Annotated in this window: 13 protein-coding genes; 7 read left to right on the top strand and 6 right to left on the bottom strand. The window is 69.9% G+C overall.

The window, feature by feature from the left end; translation table 11 throughout:
- Positions 1-13 precede the first annotated feature (13 nt).
- The 4 genes from ACWDUM_RS23165 to ACWDUM_RS23150 are packed head-to-tail and all read right to left on the bottom strand — an operon-like array spanning position 14 to position 4,747.
- Entirely contained in the window at positions 14-892 is an 879-nt protein-coding gene (locus ACWDUM_RS23165) for an ABC transporter permease (RefSeq protein ID WP_450135783.1), read from the bottom strand.
- Positions 889-1,848, bottom strand: coding sequence for an ABC transporter permease (locus ACWDUM_RS23160; protein ID WP_450135782.1), 960 nt, complete (start codon positions 1,846-1,848; stop codon positions 889-891). The genes ACWDUM_RS23165 and ACWDUM_RS23160 overlap by 4 nt, the downstream gene beginning before the upstream one ends.
- A 17-nt stretch (positions 1,849-1,865) precedes the next feature.
- Positions 1,866-3,464: an ABC transporter substrate-binding protein gene (locus ACWDUM_RS23155; protein WP_450135781.1), complete on the bottom strand. Its 1,599-nt coding sequence runs from the start codon at positions 3,462-3,464 to the stop codon at positions 1,866-1,868.
- A complete protein-coding gene (locus ACWDUM_RS23150; RefSeq protein WP_450116618.1) occupies positions 3,461-4,747 on the bottom strand; it encodes an ROK family protein in 1,287 nt (428 codons plus the stop codon). The genes ACWDUM_RS23155 and ACWDUM_RS23150 overlap by 4 nt, the downstream gene beginning before the upstream one ends.
- A 479-nt stretch (positions 4,748-5,226) precedes the next feature.
- Between ACWDUM_RS23150 and ACWDUM_RS23145 the strand changes: the two genes are divergently transcribed.
- From ACWDUM_RS23145 to ACWDUM_RS23135, 3 genes are all read left to right on the top strand, one after another.
- Positions 5,227-6,171, top strand: coding sequence for a TauD/TfdA dioxygenase family protein (locus ACWDUM_RS23145; protein ID WP_450135780.1), 945 nt, complete (start codon positions 5,227-5,229; stop codon positions 6,169-6,171).
- Positions 6,171-8,489, top strand: coding sequence for an arylsulfatase (locus ACWDUM_RS23140; RefSeq protein ID WP_450135779.1), 2,319 nt, complete (start codon positions 6,171-6,173; stop codon positions 8,487-8,489). Before ACWDUM_RS23145 ends, ACWDUM_RS23140 begins: the two co-directional genes overlap by 1 nt.
- Positions 8,490-8,597: 108 nt before the next feature.
- Positions 8,598-9,341, top strand: coding sequence for an SDR family NAD(P)-dependent oxidoreductase (locus ACWDUM_RS23135; RefSeq protein WP_450116615.1), 744 nt, complete (start codon positions 8,598-8,600; stop codon positions 9,339-9,341).
- Positions 9,342-9,424: 83 nt separating this feature from the next.
- On the opposite strand, the gene ACWDUM_RS23130 is transcribed toward ACWDUM_RS23135, so the two are convergent.
- Positions 9,425-10,675, bottom strand: coding sequence for a L,D-transpeptidase (locus ACWDUM_RS23130; RefSeq protein ID WP_450135778.1), 1,251 nt, complete (start codon positions 10,673-10,675; stop codon positions 9,425-9,427).
- Between the two features lie 58 nt (positions 10,676-10,733).
- The gene (locus ACWDUM_RS23125) at positions 10,734-11,846 is read right to left on the bottom strand and encodes a UDP-N-acetylmuramate dehydrogenase (RefSeq protein ID WP_450136024.1); all 1,113 of its coding nucleotides are present in this window, start codon (positions 11,844-11,846) and stop codon (positions 10,734-10,736) included.
- Between ACWDUM_RS23125 and ACWDUM_RS23120 the strand changes: the two genes are divergently transcribed.
- The 4 genes from ACWDUM_RS23120 to ACWDUM_RS23105 are packed head-to-tail and all read left to right on the top strand — an operon-like array spanning position 11,845 to position 14,231.
- Positions 11,845-12,348, top strand: a complete 504-nt coding sequence (locus ACWDUM_RS23120) for a DUF2505 domain-containing protein (RefSeq protein WP_450116613.1) — start codon at positions 11,845-11,847, stop codon at positions 12,346-12,348. The genes ACWDUM_RS23125 and ACWDUM_RS23120 overlap by 2 nt on opposite strands.
- Positions 12,349-12,375: 27 nt before the next feature.
- Positions 12,376-12,879: a DUF2505 domain-containing protein gene (locus ACWDUM_RS23115; RefSeq protein ID WP_450116612.1), complete on the top strand. Its 504-nt coding sequence runs from the start codon at positions 12,376-12,378 to the stop codon at positions 12,877-12,879.
- Positions 12,880-12,935: 56 nt separating this feature from the next.
- Entirely contained in the window at positions 12,936-13,436 is a 501-nt protein-coding gene (locus ACWDUM_RS23110) for a DUF2505 domain-containing protein (protein WP_450116611.1), read from the top strand.
- A 9-nt stretch (positions 13,437-13,445) separates the two neighbouring features.
- Complete coding sequence (locus ACWDUM_RS23105) at positions 13,446-14,231, top strand: class I SAM-dependent methyltransferase (RefSeq protein WP_450116610.1); 786 nt, start codon at positions 13,446-13,448, stop codon at positions 14,229-14,231.
- The last annotated feature ends 1 nt before the right edge of the window (position 14,232 follow it).

Raw genomic sequence — 14,232 nt, 5'->3', positions numbered from 1 at the left:
CCGAGGAATGAGGTCAGGCCCGGCGGGCCGAGCCGAGGGCCTGGGCGATGAGCAGGAACCCGAGGACCAGCGCCGCGATGACGGCCAGGGGGCCGATCGCGAACATCGGGTTGGCGTCGAGGTTCGGGACGGCGTCGGCGACGATCGAGCCCAGGGACGGCTCGGGAGGCCGCACCCCGATCCCGATGAAACTCATGGCCGCTTCGACGAACACCGCAACCGACAGCGACAGCGCCAGCTGCACGGCCAGCGGCTCGATGGCGTTCGGCAGCACGTGGGTGCGCAGCGTCCACCACCGCGACGCCCCGATCACCTCGGACGCCTCCACGAACGGCAACTCCCGGATCCGGAGCACCTGGGTGCGGACGGTTCGCCCGAAGACCGGGATCTCGGCGACGACGATGACGATCCCGACAGTGATCGCACCCGGTCCGACAACCGCGGCCAGCGCGATGGCGAGGATCAGTGCGGGGAACGCGAGCACGACGTCGAAGGCTCGTTGCGCAACCACGTCCGCGGCGGGGTGCAGCGTCGAAACCAGCCCCAGCAGGGATCCCAGCAGCGCGCCCACGGGCACGGCAACGAGGATGATCTGCAGGTTGATCCGGATGCCGTGCAACACCCGGGAGTACACGTCGCGGTTGACCTCGTCGGTACCGAACCAGTGCTCGGCGCTCGGTCCGAGCAGGTTGGCCCCGGCGATCTGCTCGTTCGGACCGAACGGCGCGAGCCAGTGGGCCAGCAGACCCGCGATCGCGACGACGAGAACGAGGAGCACTCCGACGAGTCCCTGGCCACGAGTGAGGGCGACGATCGTGGGTCGGCGCCGTGACGGCGGATCGGGCAACCCCCGGTCGGCGACCGCGACGCTGTCGAGGGCCGACACGCTCACGATGCTCCTCCGATCCGGATCCGCGGATCCAGGTAGGCGTGCACGATGTCGGTGAGCAGCTGGACGATCACGAACACCGACACCGCGATCAGCAGCAGCACCTGCACCACCGGATAGTCACGCCGGCTGATGCCCTGTTCGATCAGCTGCCCGATGCCGGGCCACGCGAAGATCGCCTCGACGAGGACCGCACCGCCGAGCAGCTGCCCGGTCTGCAGTCCGAGCACGGTCAGCATCGTCGGCAGCGCGTTGCGTAACGCGCTGCGGGTGACCAGGTTCCACCGCGACACCCCGAGGGCGCGGGCGGTCAGGATGTACGGTTGCCGCATCTCGGTCCGCAGTGCCTCGGTGAGGAACCGGGTGAGCGCGGCGGCGACCGGCAGCCCCAGGCACACCGCGGGCAGAGCCAGGTACTGCAGCGAGATGTCCGGCCGGGCCAGGAACCCGCCCGGGGGGATCCCACCGGAGGGCAGCACCGGTAGCAGCACCGCGAACACGAGCACGAGCAGGACGCCGGTCACGAACGTCGGCAGTGCGACGGCGAGGGTGTTGAAGCCGGCCACCACGCCGGTCAGCCACCGGGTCGGCCACACCACGACGGCCACGGACAGGGCGAGGCTGACCACCAGCGCGAGCAGCAGCGCCGCCCCGGACAGCACCACCGTGTTGACGAGGGCGGTGCCGACCAGATCGGCTATCCGGCCGCCGAGGACGTAGGACCTGCCGAGATCGAAGGTGACCATGTCACCGATCCAGGACAGGTACTGAGCCGGGATGGACCGGTCCAGCCCGAGCGAATGCCGCACCGCGGCAATCGTTTCCGGCGTGGCATCCGGACCGGCGAGACTGGTCGCCGGGTCACCCGGCACGAGACGAAGGACGAAGAAGATCAGCAGCGAGGCCAACACCAGGACCGCGACTGCCGAGGGCACCCGATGCACCAGATAGCGCACCATGAGGGCTCCTTTCGGGGTCAGGTCAGATAGGTGTCGGTCAGCTGGATCTCGGACCGCTTCGTCCACCCGATGTCGCGCACCGTCTCGGCGGCCGCGATCTGGTTGAGGATGACGCCGATCTCGATCAGGAACAGATTGTCGAGCAGTTCGTCGCTGACGGTTCGGTACGCGGCGACGGCCTGGGCCCCGGTGCCGTCCGGCACCTGCCAGGCGGTGTCCGCGGCGGCAATGTACTCGGGACTGTCGAACCGGGAGGCGTTCTTGTGGGCGTTGAACGGGTAGGCGCTGACCGTCAGCGTGGACGGCACGTACTGCGCCCACGAGTGGAAGGTCAGCCACAGCGCGGGGAACTGGGCGCCGATCAGGTTCTTGATGAACGTTGCGCCCTCCTGCGGATCGAGGGTGGTGCCGATGCCGATCTCGGCCAGGTTCGCCTGCACGATCTGCGCCGCCGCCTCGTGGAAGGGGTTGCCCGCCTGGTACGCCAGCGGCAGGTTCGGCACGGCCGCACCGGATTCGGTGAGCAACTGCTTCGCCTTCGCCGCGTCGAGCCCGTAGGTGGAGTTGCGGACCTCGTCGTAGGCGGGGGACGACTTCGGCCACGGCAGATTCACCGGGTAGCCGGACCCGCGGAACACCTCGGTGACGATGCGGTCGCGGTCCAGCGCGTACGCGATCGCCTGACGCACCCGCACGTCGGCGAGTGCCGGGTGTGTGACGTTGGTGCCGACGTACACCTGCAGTTCGGCGCCCTCCAGCGGGATCGCCTGGTAACCGGCGGTCTTGCCGAGGGTCTCGACGTCGCGGTAGTTCAGCCCGTTGACCACCTGCACCTGCCCGGACTTGAGCGAACTGAGCAGCGCCTGCGCGTCCTCGATCACGGACACCTCGACTCGATCGAGGTACGGCCGCTCCGGGATCCAGTAGTTCTCGTTCCGCTCGAACGTCAGCGACGTGTTCGGGGTCCTCGAGGTCAGCTTGAACGGGCCGGTGCCGATGAATGCCTCACCGGCGGTGAGCTTGTCGATGGACTCGCTGTCGAGGATCGGCACGGTGTCGAGCAGGTCGAAGATGTTGCCGAGCGGGTGCGCGAAGGTGAGCACCAGCCTGTGCGGGTCGCTGGTGTCGTAGCCGGTGACGGCGGCGGCGGTGCTGCGCAGCTGCGCGGTCCACTTCGGGTCCGCGTAGGTCCGGATGGAGAACTCGGCGTCCTTGGAGGTGAACGGCCGGCCGCTGTGGAAGGTGACATCCTCGCGCAGGTCGAGGGCGAGCGACTTCCCGTCCTCCGCGAGCGTCCACCCGGTCGCCAGCCGCGGCTGCGGCTCGACCTTGTCGGTCGGGTACGAGATCAGACTGTCGTAGGCGAGCCCGATGACGGTGGTTGCGCCGAGGGTGTTGGTCAGGAAGGTCGCGGGCAGGACGTCGGCGGTGATCCCGGCCTTCAGCGTTCCGCCGCGGGTGGGGGTGCCGGTGCCTGCGGCGCCGGCCTTCTGCTCCTCCACGGCCGAGGAGCAGGCGCCGAGCAGCCCGGTGCCGAGGACCGCCACGGCCGTGAGGCCCGCGCCGCGGAAGAAGGTGCGCCGGTCGAGGCGCGTGAGGTGAGGTGAAGTGCTCACTGGATGGATGTCCTTCGAATGGAAGTGAGGGGGTCGGCGTGGAGGGAGCTCAGCGAGACGACACCCGCCGCGAACTCCTGCACCCGGTTGCCGAAGCCGGTGATACGAATGTCCTTGCGGACCAGGCTGGATGTGCGGGCGAACGCCTCCGCGACGTGGGGGATGCCGGCGGGGTACTCGGTGAAGGCCTGGCCGCCGAGGATCACCCGGTCCGGGTTGAACAGATCCCGCAGCATGGCCACCGTCCGGCCGAGGACACGCGCCCGTTCGACCAGTAGTTCGTGTGCCGCGAGCGAGCCTCCGGCCGCGGCCCGGTAGACCGCGGCGATACCCGGCCGGTCGTCGGACCCGTCGAGGATGCCCGCGTCACGCGCCGCGGCGATCGTCGCGCGATCGCTCACCGTCGCCTCGAGGCAGCCACGCGAACCGCACGAGCACAGCGCCGACGAGCCGGTCGGCAGGTGCACGATGGAGCCGGGCCCGTTCGCCGGGGTGTGCACGCGTCCGTCGATTGTCATTGCAACTCCGGCGGTTTCGCGGGCGTAGAAGTACAGTCCGGTGCCGGCCGCGACATCGTCGCCGGGACGCTGCGGTGCCAGGAGCAGCTCGGACGCGGCCATCGCCTCCACGTGCGGGGCGACGGAGACCGGGAGTCCGAGCCCGCTGCCGATGATCGAGGCGACCGGTGCCTCGGTCCAGCCGAGCCGCGGATGGTCGACGAGCCCGCTGTCACCGTCGACCCGCCCACCGAGCGCGACACCCACCCACAGCGGCCGGCGGCGATGCCAGCGGCCGACGAACATCCGCGCGCTGCTGGTGATCTGGGCGAGAGCCAGGTCCTGCGGGCCGGTCGGGGTGGGAATCTCGACGCCACCGAGAATCCGCCCTCGGATGTCACTGGCGACGATCCCGGTGACCACCGCGCCGATGTGGATGCCGACGGTCAGGTAGGGCTCGTGGTTGACCTCGAACGGAACCCGCGGACGCCCGACCACACCGGAGGCGGTCAGGTCCGCACGCTCACGCAGCAGGCCGGCACCGATCATGGCCGCGACCTGGCGGTTGACGGTCGCGGTGCTCAGCCCGGTGGTCTTGGCGGCGGTGTCACGGGAGATGGGTCCCTGCGAGCAGGCGACCCGGAACACGGCAGCGGCGGGGGAATCGCCGATCCGCAGCTCGGGGCGGACGATCTGGGTGCGTCCCGGTGCGCGACGCGGGGCGCGTGCGGCACGGTGAGCGGTGGGACGCGGGTGGACGGTGGACGGCAGAGTCGAGATGGACACACGAGTTCCTTGCGCTTCGTCCCCACGGGGACATACCTACGGTCGGGAGCGCTGCGAACAGATCCGGGGCTCGACGCGGAGTGCGTCAGGGGCCACACACACCGTCACACCCGGCGGAACACCGGGTGGAGGGGGAGGCGGATGGCAGCGCGGACTAGCGAGAGATACCGCAGGGGGAACAACAGAGTTCCCGCGCAAGAGGCAGACGAGAACCCAGAGCGGCGGTCACGTAGGTGACCCGCATCGGGGACGGTCGGCCTGAAGTCATGGGCGTCAAGTTAACACCCACCGAATTCTCCTGCAAGCGAGGGGAAATACCCCCGAATTCTCCCCCACACGAGGGGAAATCCCCGCCATCGGTGACGACCCGGCCCGCGGTTTGCGATCACCGTGACCGAAAGCCTTGGCCCGCGGGACCCGCAGCTGTTCCATGAGAGCAGCAACGACCAATCCTCACCCGCGACGACGAAAGGTCCTTCATGTCCATCGATTTCGCCTCCCGGCAGAGCGAGACGACCGTCCCGTCCGTCACCCGGCTCGGCGCCCACATCGGCGCCCGGATCGACGGCGTCACCCTCGGCGGCGACCTCGACCCGGCCACCGTCGCGCTGATCCGGAAGGCCCTGCTCGACCACAAGGTGATCTTCTTCCGCGACCAGCACCACCTGGACGAGAACTCCCAGTACGAGTTCGCCCGGCTGCTCGGCGAGCCGACCACCGCGCACCCCACCGTCACCTCCAAGGGCGATAAGATCCTGCCGATCGACTCCGAGTACGGCCGCGCCAACAGCTGGCACACCGACGTCACCTTCGTCGACCGGATCCCGAAGGCGTCGATCCTGCGCGCCGACGTCCTGCCCACCTACGGCGGCTCGACCACCTGGGCGTCGACCACCGCGGCCTACGAAGCACTCCCGGAGCCGCTCAGGGCGTTGGTCGACAGCCTGTGGGCCACGCACACCAACGTCTACGACTACGCGGCCGGCGCCGCCGAGGACGTCAACGCGAACACCGCGGAGTACCGCCGCGAATTCCAGTCCACCTACTACGAGACCCAGCACCCCGTGGTCCGGGTGCACCCCGAAACCGGCGAGCGCACGCTGCTGCTCGGTCACTTCGTCAAGAACTTCGTCGGCCTCGGAACCACCGAGTCGCAGGCCCTGTTCCAGCTGCTGCAGGCGCGCGTCACCAAGCTCGAGAACACCACCCGCTGGAACTGGGCGCCCGGCGACGTCGCGATCTGGGACAACCGGGCCACCCAGCACTACGCGATCGACGACTACGACGGCCAGCGCCGCCGCCTCACCAGGATCACCCTCGCCGGTGACGTGCCGGTGAACATCCACGGCGAGCGCAGCAGGATCGTCGCCGGCGACGCCTCGCACTTCTCGTCCATCGACACCCCGGTCCGGGTCGCCGGCTGATGACCGTTCCGCCGCACGCCCGAGGTTACGAGGGCTTCCCCGGCCGCATCGGCCGCACCATCGACGACTCGATCCCGTCCTGGCCCGAAACCCCCTCGGCCACGCCGGGATCACCGAACATCGTCGTCGTCCTGATCGACGACATGGGGTTCAGCGACATCGGACCGTTCGGGTCCGAGATCGACACCCCGAATCTCGATCGGCTCGCCGCCTCGGGCGTGCGGTTGACGAACTACCACACCACCCCGCTGTGTTCACCGTCGCGCGCAGCGCTGCTGACCGGCGTCAACCCGCACCGGGCCGGCTACGGGTTCGTCGCGAACGCCGATCCCGGCTTCCCCGGCCTGCGCCTGGAGTTGTCCGACGGCACCCAGACGCTGCCGGAGATCCTGCGGGCCGGTGGGTACGCCACCTACGCGGTCGGCAAGTGGCACCTGGTGCGGGACGCGAACATCCGTCCCGGCGCGAGCCGTGACTCGTGGCCGACGCAACGCGGCTTCGACCGCTACTACGGCTCGTTGGAGGGACTCAACTCGTTCTTTCATCCGAACCAGCTGGTGTCGGACAACTCGGCCGTCGACGTCGATGAGTACCCGGAGGGCTACTACCTGACCGACGACCTGACCGACAAGGCCGTCTCGTACATCAAGGATCTGCGCGCCCACGAGGCGGACAAGCCGTTCTTCCTCTACTTCGCGCACGTCGCCATGCACGGACCGTTGCAGGCCAAGGACTCCGACATCGCCAAGTACCGGGGTCGGTACGCGCAGGGATGGGATGCGGTGCGGGAGAACCGTTTCGCCTCCCAGCTCGCGCAGGGACTGTTCCCGGAGGGCACCGAGCAGGTTCCACGGAACGTGGAGGCCGGATTCGATGTGCCCGAATGGGATTCGCTGACCACCGATCAGCAGGCCCGCTTCGCGAGGTACCAGGAGGTGTATGCGGCGATGGTGGACTCGGTGGACCAGTCCGTCGGCCGGATCCTCGACACCCTCGAGGAACTCGGCGAACTCGACAACACCATCGTCGTCTTCACGTCCGACAACGGCGGCACCGCGGAGGGCGGCCCCGAGGGCACCCGCAGCTACTTCGCCGAGTTCGCCCACGTTCCCGATCCGGAGTGGGTGGGCGACGTGCCGCACGCCGAGTCGCTGATCGGGTCGGCCAGGCTGGGTGTGCACTACCCACGTGGCTGGGGACAGGCGTCGAACACCCCGTTCCGGTTCTACAAGGGCCAGTCGTTCGCCGGCGGGGTGCGGGTGCCGTTCGTCCTGTCGTGGCCGGCGGGACTGCGAAAGGAGTCCGGGGACAACGGCGTCCGGGACCAGTTCGCGTACGTCACCGACCTCACCCCGACGCTCCTCTCCCTCGCCGGGGTCCAGGCACCCACCGAGCGGAAGGGGTTGCCGGTCGAGACGTTCGACGGGGTGGACGCGTCGGGGCTGCTGCGGGACCGGACCGCCGCCAGCACGCACACCGAGCAGTACACCGAGATGGTGGGCAACCGCGGCTTCTACCGGGACGGCTGGAAGCTGCTCGCGCTGCATCCCGGCATCGACGTCGACAATCCGCAGTGGCAGCTGTTCGACGTGCGGTCCGACCCCACGGAGATCCACGACCTCGCGGACCGGCATCCGGAGAGGGTCGCCGAACTCGCCGCCGCGTGGGACGAGTCGGCGTGGGCGAACACGGTGTTCCCGCTGGTCACCCCGGCCGGGCTGTTCACTCGCCGGCCCGCCGAGCAGGCCCTGGCGCGCCCGGTGCGCATCCTGCCCGGGACCCCGACCCTGGAGCGGTACCGCTCGTCGAAGCTGATCTCGTTCCGGGACTTCGACATCCGTGTCGAGCTGGGCGACTCCGCGGGCTACTCTGCGGGCGACGAGGGGGTGCTGGTGGCGCACGGCGACGTGCAGGGCGGCTACCTGCTGTACGTCGAGGACGGGCACCTGGTGTTCGGCGTCAACAGCTACGGCCGGTACACGTCGGTCGACGCCGGTCCGCTCCCGGCCGGTGCCCGGGTGATCGAGGTGTCCGCGGTCGTCGCGCCGCGACTGCGCTGGGACTTCACGATCCGGGTCGACGGCGCCGAAGCGGCCGAACTGCTCGGCCAGGTGCAGCTCGTCGGCATGGCGCCGTGGACCGGCATCTCGGTCGGCGTCGACGCGCGCGGGCCGGTGTCGTGGGATCTGCGTGCGCGCCGCGGGCCGTTCCGCTACACGGGCGAGCTGACCTCGGTGACGTACTCCCCCGGCCCGGTCGGCGTCCCCGCGGCCGCGGTCCGCGAGATCGAACGCGAAGCCGAGTACGCCGCCGACTAGAGGCGGCTCCGTCCCCCGCGAGCGGGAGGCGCCCCTGCTCGTGCGCGGTTGGTGAGTCCGCGGACCCGCGAACCGCGCACGGGCGGCACAGCCGCTTACTCTGAGGACATGACCATTACGCCTGAGGACCAAGTCGCCGTCGTCACCGGAGCGAGCTCCGGAATCGGGGAGGCCACCGCCCGGACGCTGGCCGCACAGGGCTTCCACGTGGTGGTCGGCGCCCGCCGGGTGGACCGTCTCGAGCGGCTCGCGAAGGACATCGGCGGCACCGCCCTCGAACTGGATGTCACCGACGAGGATTCCGTCGATGCGTTCTGCGCGGTGCTGCCCCGCGTGGACGTGCTGGTCAACAACGCAGGCGGCGCCAAGGGACTGGCCACCGTCATGGACGCCGACCTCGACGACTGGCGCTGGATGTGGGAGACGAACGTCCTCGGCACGCTGCGAATGACGAAGGCGTTGCTGCCCAAGCTGATCGAGTCCGGTGACGGCCTGATCGTCACGATCACCTCCGTCGCCGCGTTCGAGGCGTACGACAACGGATCCGGCTACACGTCCGCCAAGCATGCGCAGGCCGTCCTGCACCGCACGCTGCGCGGCGAACTGCTCGGACAGCCGGTGCGGCTGACCGAGATCGCGCCCGGAGCGGTGGAGACCGAGTTCTCCCTGGTGCGGTTCGAAGGGGACGAGGATCGGGCCGCGAAGGTGTACGAGGGCATCACCCCGCTGGTCGCCGCGGATGTCGCCGAGGTGATCGGGTTCGTCGCGTCCCGGCCCTCGCACGTCAACCTCGACCAGATCATCATGAAGCCCCGCGACCAGGCCTCCCCCGGCCGGTTCGCCCGGAAGTAGGCCTCCCCGTTCGACTGAAGGGCACCTTCAGTCCGGTTGAACCGGACGAAGGTGCCCTTCAGCCGGGATGCGTCGGGCCGGGGTCAGCTGACGGGAGCAGGCGTCGGGGCCACGGCGGCTGCAGGCGCCGCGGCCGCGCCGGCGCCGGCGGGCAGCGCGGACATCGACTGCCACGTCGGCCAATCGATCGCCCAGTCGTAGAGGTCGCCGTCGGCGGCGGACAGGTCGATGCGGGTGCCGGTCACCTCGACGGGGTCGCCGTACAGCGCGGTCCCGAAGTACTCCTGCGCGTCGGACAACGACAGGTTGATGCAGCCGTTGGTGACGTTCGCCGCGCCCTGCACGCCGGTGGTTGCCGGGTTGGCGTGGATGAATTCGCCGTTGTTCGAGATCCGCACGGCCCACCGTTCGCGCACGTTCTCGTAGTACGGCGGGTTCGACATGAGGAAGTCCTCGTGCTTCTCGGTGACCACGTGGATACCGCTGCGGGTGACGTTGCGGTTCTCGTTGCCCTCGCCGTAGCTGACGGGGATGTCCATGATGGTCTCGCCGTCGCGGACCACCTGCATGCGGTGGCTGGGCGCGTTGGCCTTGACGATCTGGCTGCGGCCGATGGTGAAGTCGACGGTGACGTCGGATTCGCCGTACGCGCCGTCGCCGTAGTCCAGGCCGTAGAGCCCGGCGGCGACGTGCACGGTCGTCCCGGGTGTCCAGTAGTTCTGTGGACGCCAGTGCACCCGCGAGCCACCGTCGTCGGGCAGCCACGCCCAGGCTCCCGGGGTCGGCGGGGTGGTCGTGATGGTCAGGGCCTTCTCGACGGCGGCCTTGTCCGCGACGGGCGCGTCGAACTTGAGGATGAACGGGGCCGCGATGCCGACCTGCTGTCCGTCGCCGATGTTGGTGGTCACGGAGGTGACCGACTGCGGGGCGACGGTGGTGAACGCGCCCTGCACGGGCACGGTCTTGCCGTCGGTGCCGAGCGCTGTGCCGGACCAGGTGTAGGTGGCGCCGTAGCCGAGGGGTTCCGTCACGGTGTAGGTCCGCTGGTCCGGGGACAGTGCCCCCTGCACCACCTTGCCTGCCGGACTGGTCAGGGCCACGCCCTGGAGGGTTCCGTTCGCGACGGTCACCGACACCGGTGCCGTGGGGGCCACGTCCTCGGCGCCGACGGCGGGAGTGTGGGTGACGGCGGCGATCGGCCCCTTCTCGGGTTGCGCGGCAGGCCCGGCGCTGCCCCCGGAGGTGCAGCCCACGATCAGGGTACCCACCGCCGTCAGCAGTACGAGCAGAGACAGCCCGCGTGTCCGTTTCGTCCGAATGCCCTGGTTGACCACGCAATCCACGGTACCGACGACCCCGGGGCGACGACCGCCCAACCAGGTGCCTACCCGATCACACCGTGCAGCCGACCGTGACGGGCTCGGGTTCCAGACGCACCCCGAACGCGTCCTGCACCCCGGCCCGCACCTCACGCGCCAACGCCAGCAGGTCGGTCGCCGTCGCGTCGCCGCGATTCGTCAACGCCAGGGTGTGCTTGGTCGACAGTCGCGCCCGCGCGCCCGGTCCGGGATGCCCCTTCCCGAACCCGGCCCGCTCGATCAGCCAGCCCGCCGACAGCTTCGTGCCCCCCTCACCGGGGAACTGCGGGACGTTGACGTCCCCGACCCGAGCGGTGACGGCGGCCAGGACCTCCGGCAACCGGCCGTCGGGGACGACGGGATTGGTGAAGAAGGAGCCTGCGCTCCAGGTGTCGTGGTCGGCGGCGTCGAGCACCATGCCCTTGCCGGACCGCAGTCCCAGGACGACCTCGCGCACCTTCGCGGCCGGCCGCCGCTCCCCCTCCTCGGCGCCGAGCGCGGCCGCCAGCTCCCGGTAGCGCAGCGGGGCACTGAGCCCGTCGGCGTGCACGTCGAACTCGACGGCCAGCACCACCGCGGTGTCGGTGTGCTTGAGGACACTCGTGCGGTACCCGAGCCCGAGCGCCTCCGGCCCGACCCAGCACACCTCCCCCGACGCGCGGTCCAGGAGTTGCACGCGCCGCAGCAGCGACCCGACCTCGACGCCGTACGCGCCGACGTTCTGCACGGGCGTCGCGCCCGCGGACCCGGGAATCCCGGACAGGCACTCGAGACCGCCGAGACCGGCGTCGACCGACCGCGCGACCACGTCGTCCCACACCGCACCCGCCTCCGCGGACACCACACCGTCGTCCACCCGGACCGCGTCCGACGCGACGCGGACCACGACGGCGTCGACCCCGGCGTCCGCGACGAGCAGGTTCGAGCCGCCACCGAGGATCAGGACCGGGACATCCGCCGCATCGAGCGACCGCACGACACCGACCAGCGCGTCGGTGGTCCGGCAGGTGAGCATCGCGCGGGCCGGGCCGCCCACCCGGAGCGTCGTCAGCCCCGACATCGGCACGTTCACTTCCAGTTCGGCGCCGAACTCGGCCGCCACGTCCTCCGCTACCTGCACGACTGCACACGGTAGCGTGCCCGGCATGGCTCGCCGCATTCCGCATTCCTCCAGTTATCCGCAGTCCGTCGCGCAGGTGCACGCCGCCCTGACCAGCGAGCAGTACTGGCGGACCCGGATCGCGGAGGCGGGCGGGGACCACGCGCGGATCGACCGCATCGACGTCGGGGACGGCACCGTCGCGGTCGAGATGACGCAGGCGATTCCCGCAGAGCACCTGCCGTCGATCGTGACGAAGATCCGTCCCGGCGACCTCGAGATCACCCGCACCGAGGACTGGGGACGCCTCGAGGGCGACCGCGCCACCGGCACGTTCACCGCCCACGTCGCCGGCATGCCGGGCGAGTTGACGGGCACCCTGACCCTCGCCGCCGAAGGCTCCGGCTCGACGGTCACCCTCGACGGTCAGATCCAGGTCTCCCTGCCGCTAATCGGCGGCAAAATCGAGTCGGTGATCGCGGAACGAATCACCGAACTTCTGCAGCACGAAGACGAATTCACGGCTGGTTGGCTGACCGAAAACAAGTAGTCCGGCAGCCATGTAATCTGCCCGACTATGTCACGCCGAATTGAACTGACCCTTACCTACAACGCACCCGCTGCGGCCGTCCACCACGCGCTGACCAGCCGCGAATTCTGGCTCCCTCGCGTCGAGAAGAACGCCGAGAACGGCGTCACCCTCGACCACCTCGACGGCGGCGAGGGCACGATCGACGTCGCGATCAGCCAGGTCCTCGACAAGAACTCCCTGCCGTCGCTGGTCTCCAAGGCAGTCAAGGGCGACCTCGTGCTCACCCGCGGCGAGGCGTGGGGCCCGTTCGCGAACGGCCAGGCCACCGGCACGTTCACCGTGTCCACCACCGGCCTGCCGATCACCGCCAACGGCACCGCCGTCCTGACCGACGCGGGCGCCCAGTCGACGCTGACCCTGCAGGGTGACGTCGAGGTCGCCATCAAGCTGATCGGCGGCGCGATCGAGGGCATGGTCGCCGACCAGGTCGTCGAGATCCTCGGCCGCGACCAGGCCGCCGTCGAGGAATGGGTCGCCGCGAACGCCTGATCCCGGGCACCGGACCGGTGTGGTCGATGCGTGCCGAGCCGGTAACCTTGCCGGTCATGGCTCGCCGCATCGACTACTCCGCCCGCTACACCCACTCCACCGAGCAGGTGTACGCCGCGCTGACCAACCCGGAATACTGGGAAGCGCGGATGATCGAACTGCGGAAGTTCTCGGACAACGACGTGCAGTCCCTCGAGGTCACCGATGCCGGTGTCGACCTGGTGTTCCACCACGTCATTCCCCGCAACTCCCTGCCCGACATCGCGCAGACGGTGATGAAGAAGGACATGATCATCACCCGCAAGGAGCACTACAGCCCGTTCGGCGAACCGGTCACCGGCACCTTCGAGGCGTCGATCCCGGCCGGCCCGGGCAGCCTCACCGGCACGATGTCGCTGTTCTCCACCGACACCGGGTCCACCCTGCGGACCTCCTCGGAGGCGAAGGTGTTCATCCCGTTCGTCGGCGGCAAGCTCGAACAGTTGATGCTGGTCAACCTCGTCGACCTGCTGCGCACCGAAGCCCAGGTCACCGCCGACTGGCTCGCCGAGCAGTAAGCGTCCGACATGAACCACGCCGCCAAACCGGACGGCGTCATCACCCGCGGCACCACCGGGATCAACCGGCTACGACGCAGCGATCGCTGGCTGATGCACCGCCCCCAGGTCGCCGACCTGCTCCGCGCCGCCCCCGACCCGCTGGTGGTCGACCTCGGGTACGGCGCCCGCCCCGACACCACCTTCGAACTGGCGTCCCGGCTACGAACGGTCCGGCCGGACCTTCGGGTCGTCGGGCTGGAGATCGACCCGGCCCGGGTGGTTCCCGGCCGCGACGGCGTCAGCTTCGCGCGCGGCGGATTCGAGCTCGCAGGCCTGCGTCCGGTGCTGGTGCGCGCGTTCAACGTGCTGCGCCAGTACCCGGAGGACGCGGTGTCCGGCGCCTGGGCGAAGATCCGGTCGTCACTCGCCCCCGGCGGGCTGCTCGTCGACGGTACGTGCGACGAACTCGGCCGCCGCTGCGCCTGGGTCCTGCTCGACGAGCGCGGCCCGCTGTCCCTGACGCTCGCGTGGGACCCGTTCGACGTGGCCAGGCCGGGTGACGTCGCCGAGCGTCTGCCGAAGGCGTTGATCCACCGCAACGTGGCCGGCGAAGGGATCCACGACCTGCTGCGAGCGGCGGATCACGCGTGGGCGGCCGCCGCCCCACACGCCCCGTTCGGCCCTCGCGTCCGCTGGCGGGCCACCCTGGAAATGCTTCGCGCACAGGGTGTTCCGGCGGAGGTTCCACGACGGCGACTGCGTGACAACCTGCTGACCGTGCCGTGGTCGGCGGTCGCACCGTCCGGTTCGTGAA

The sequence above is a fragment of the Rhodococcus sp. NPDC003322 genome, assembly GCF_053589555.1.
This window is presented reverse-complemented; position numbering and strand designations above follow the sequence as displayed.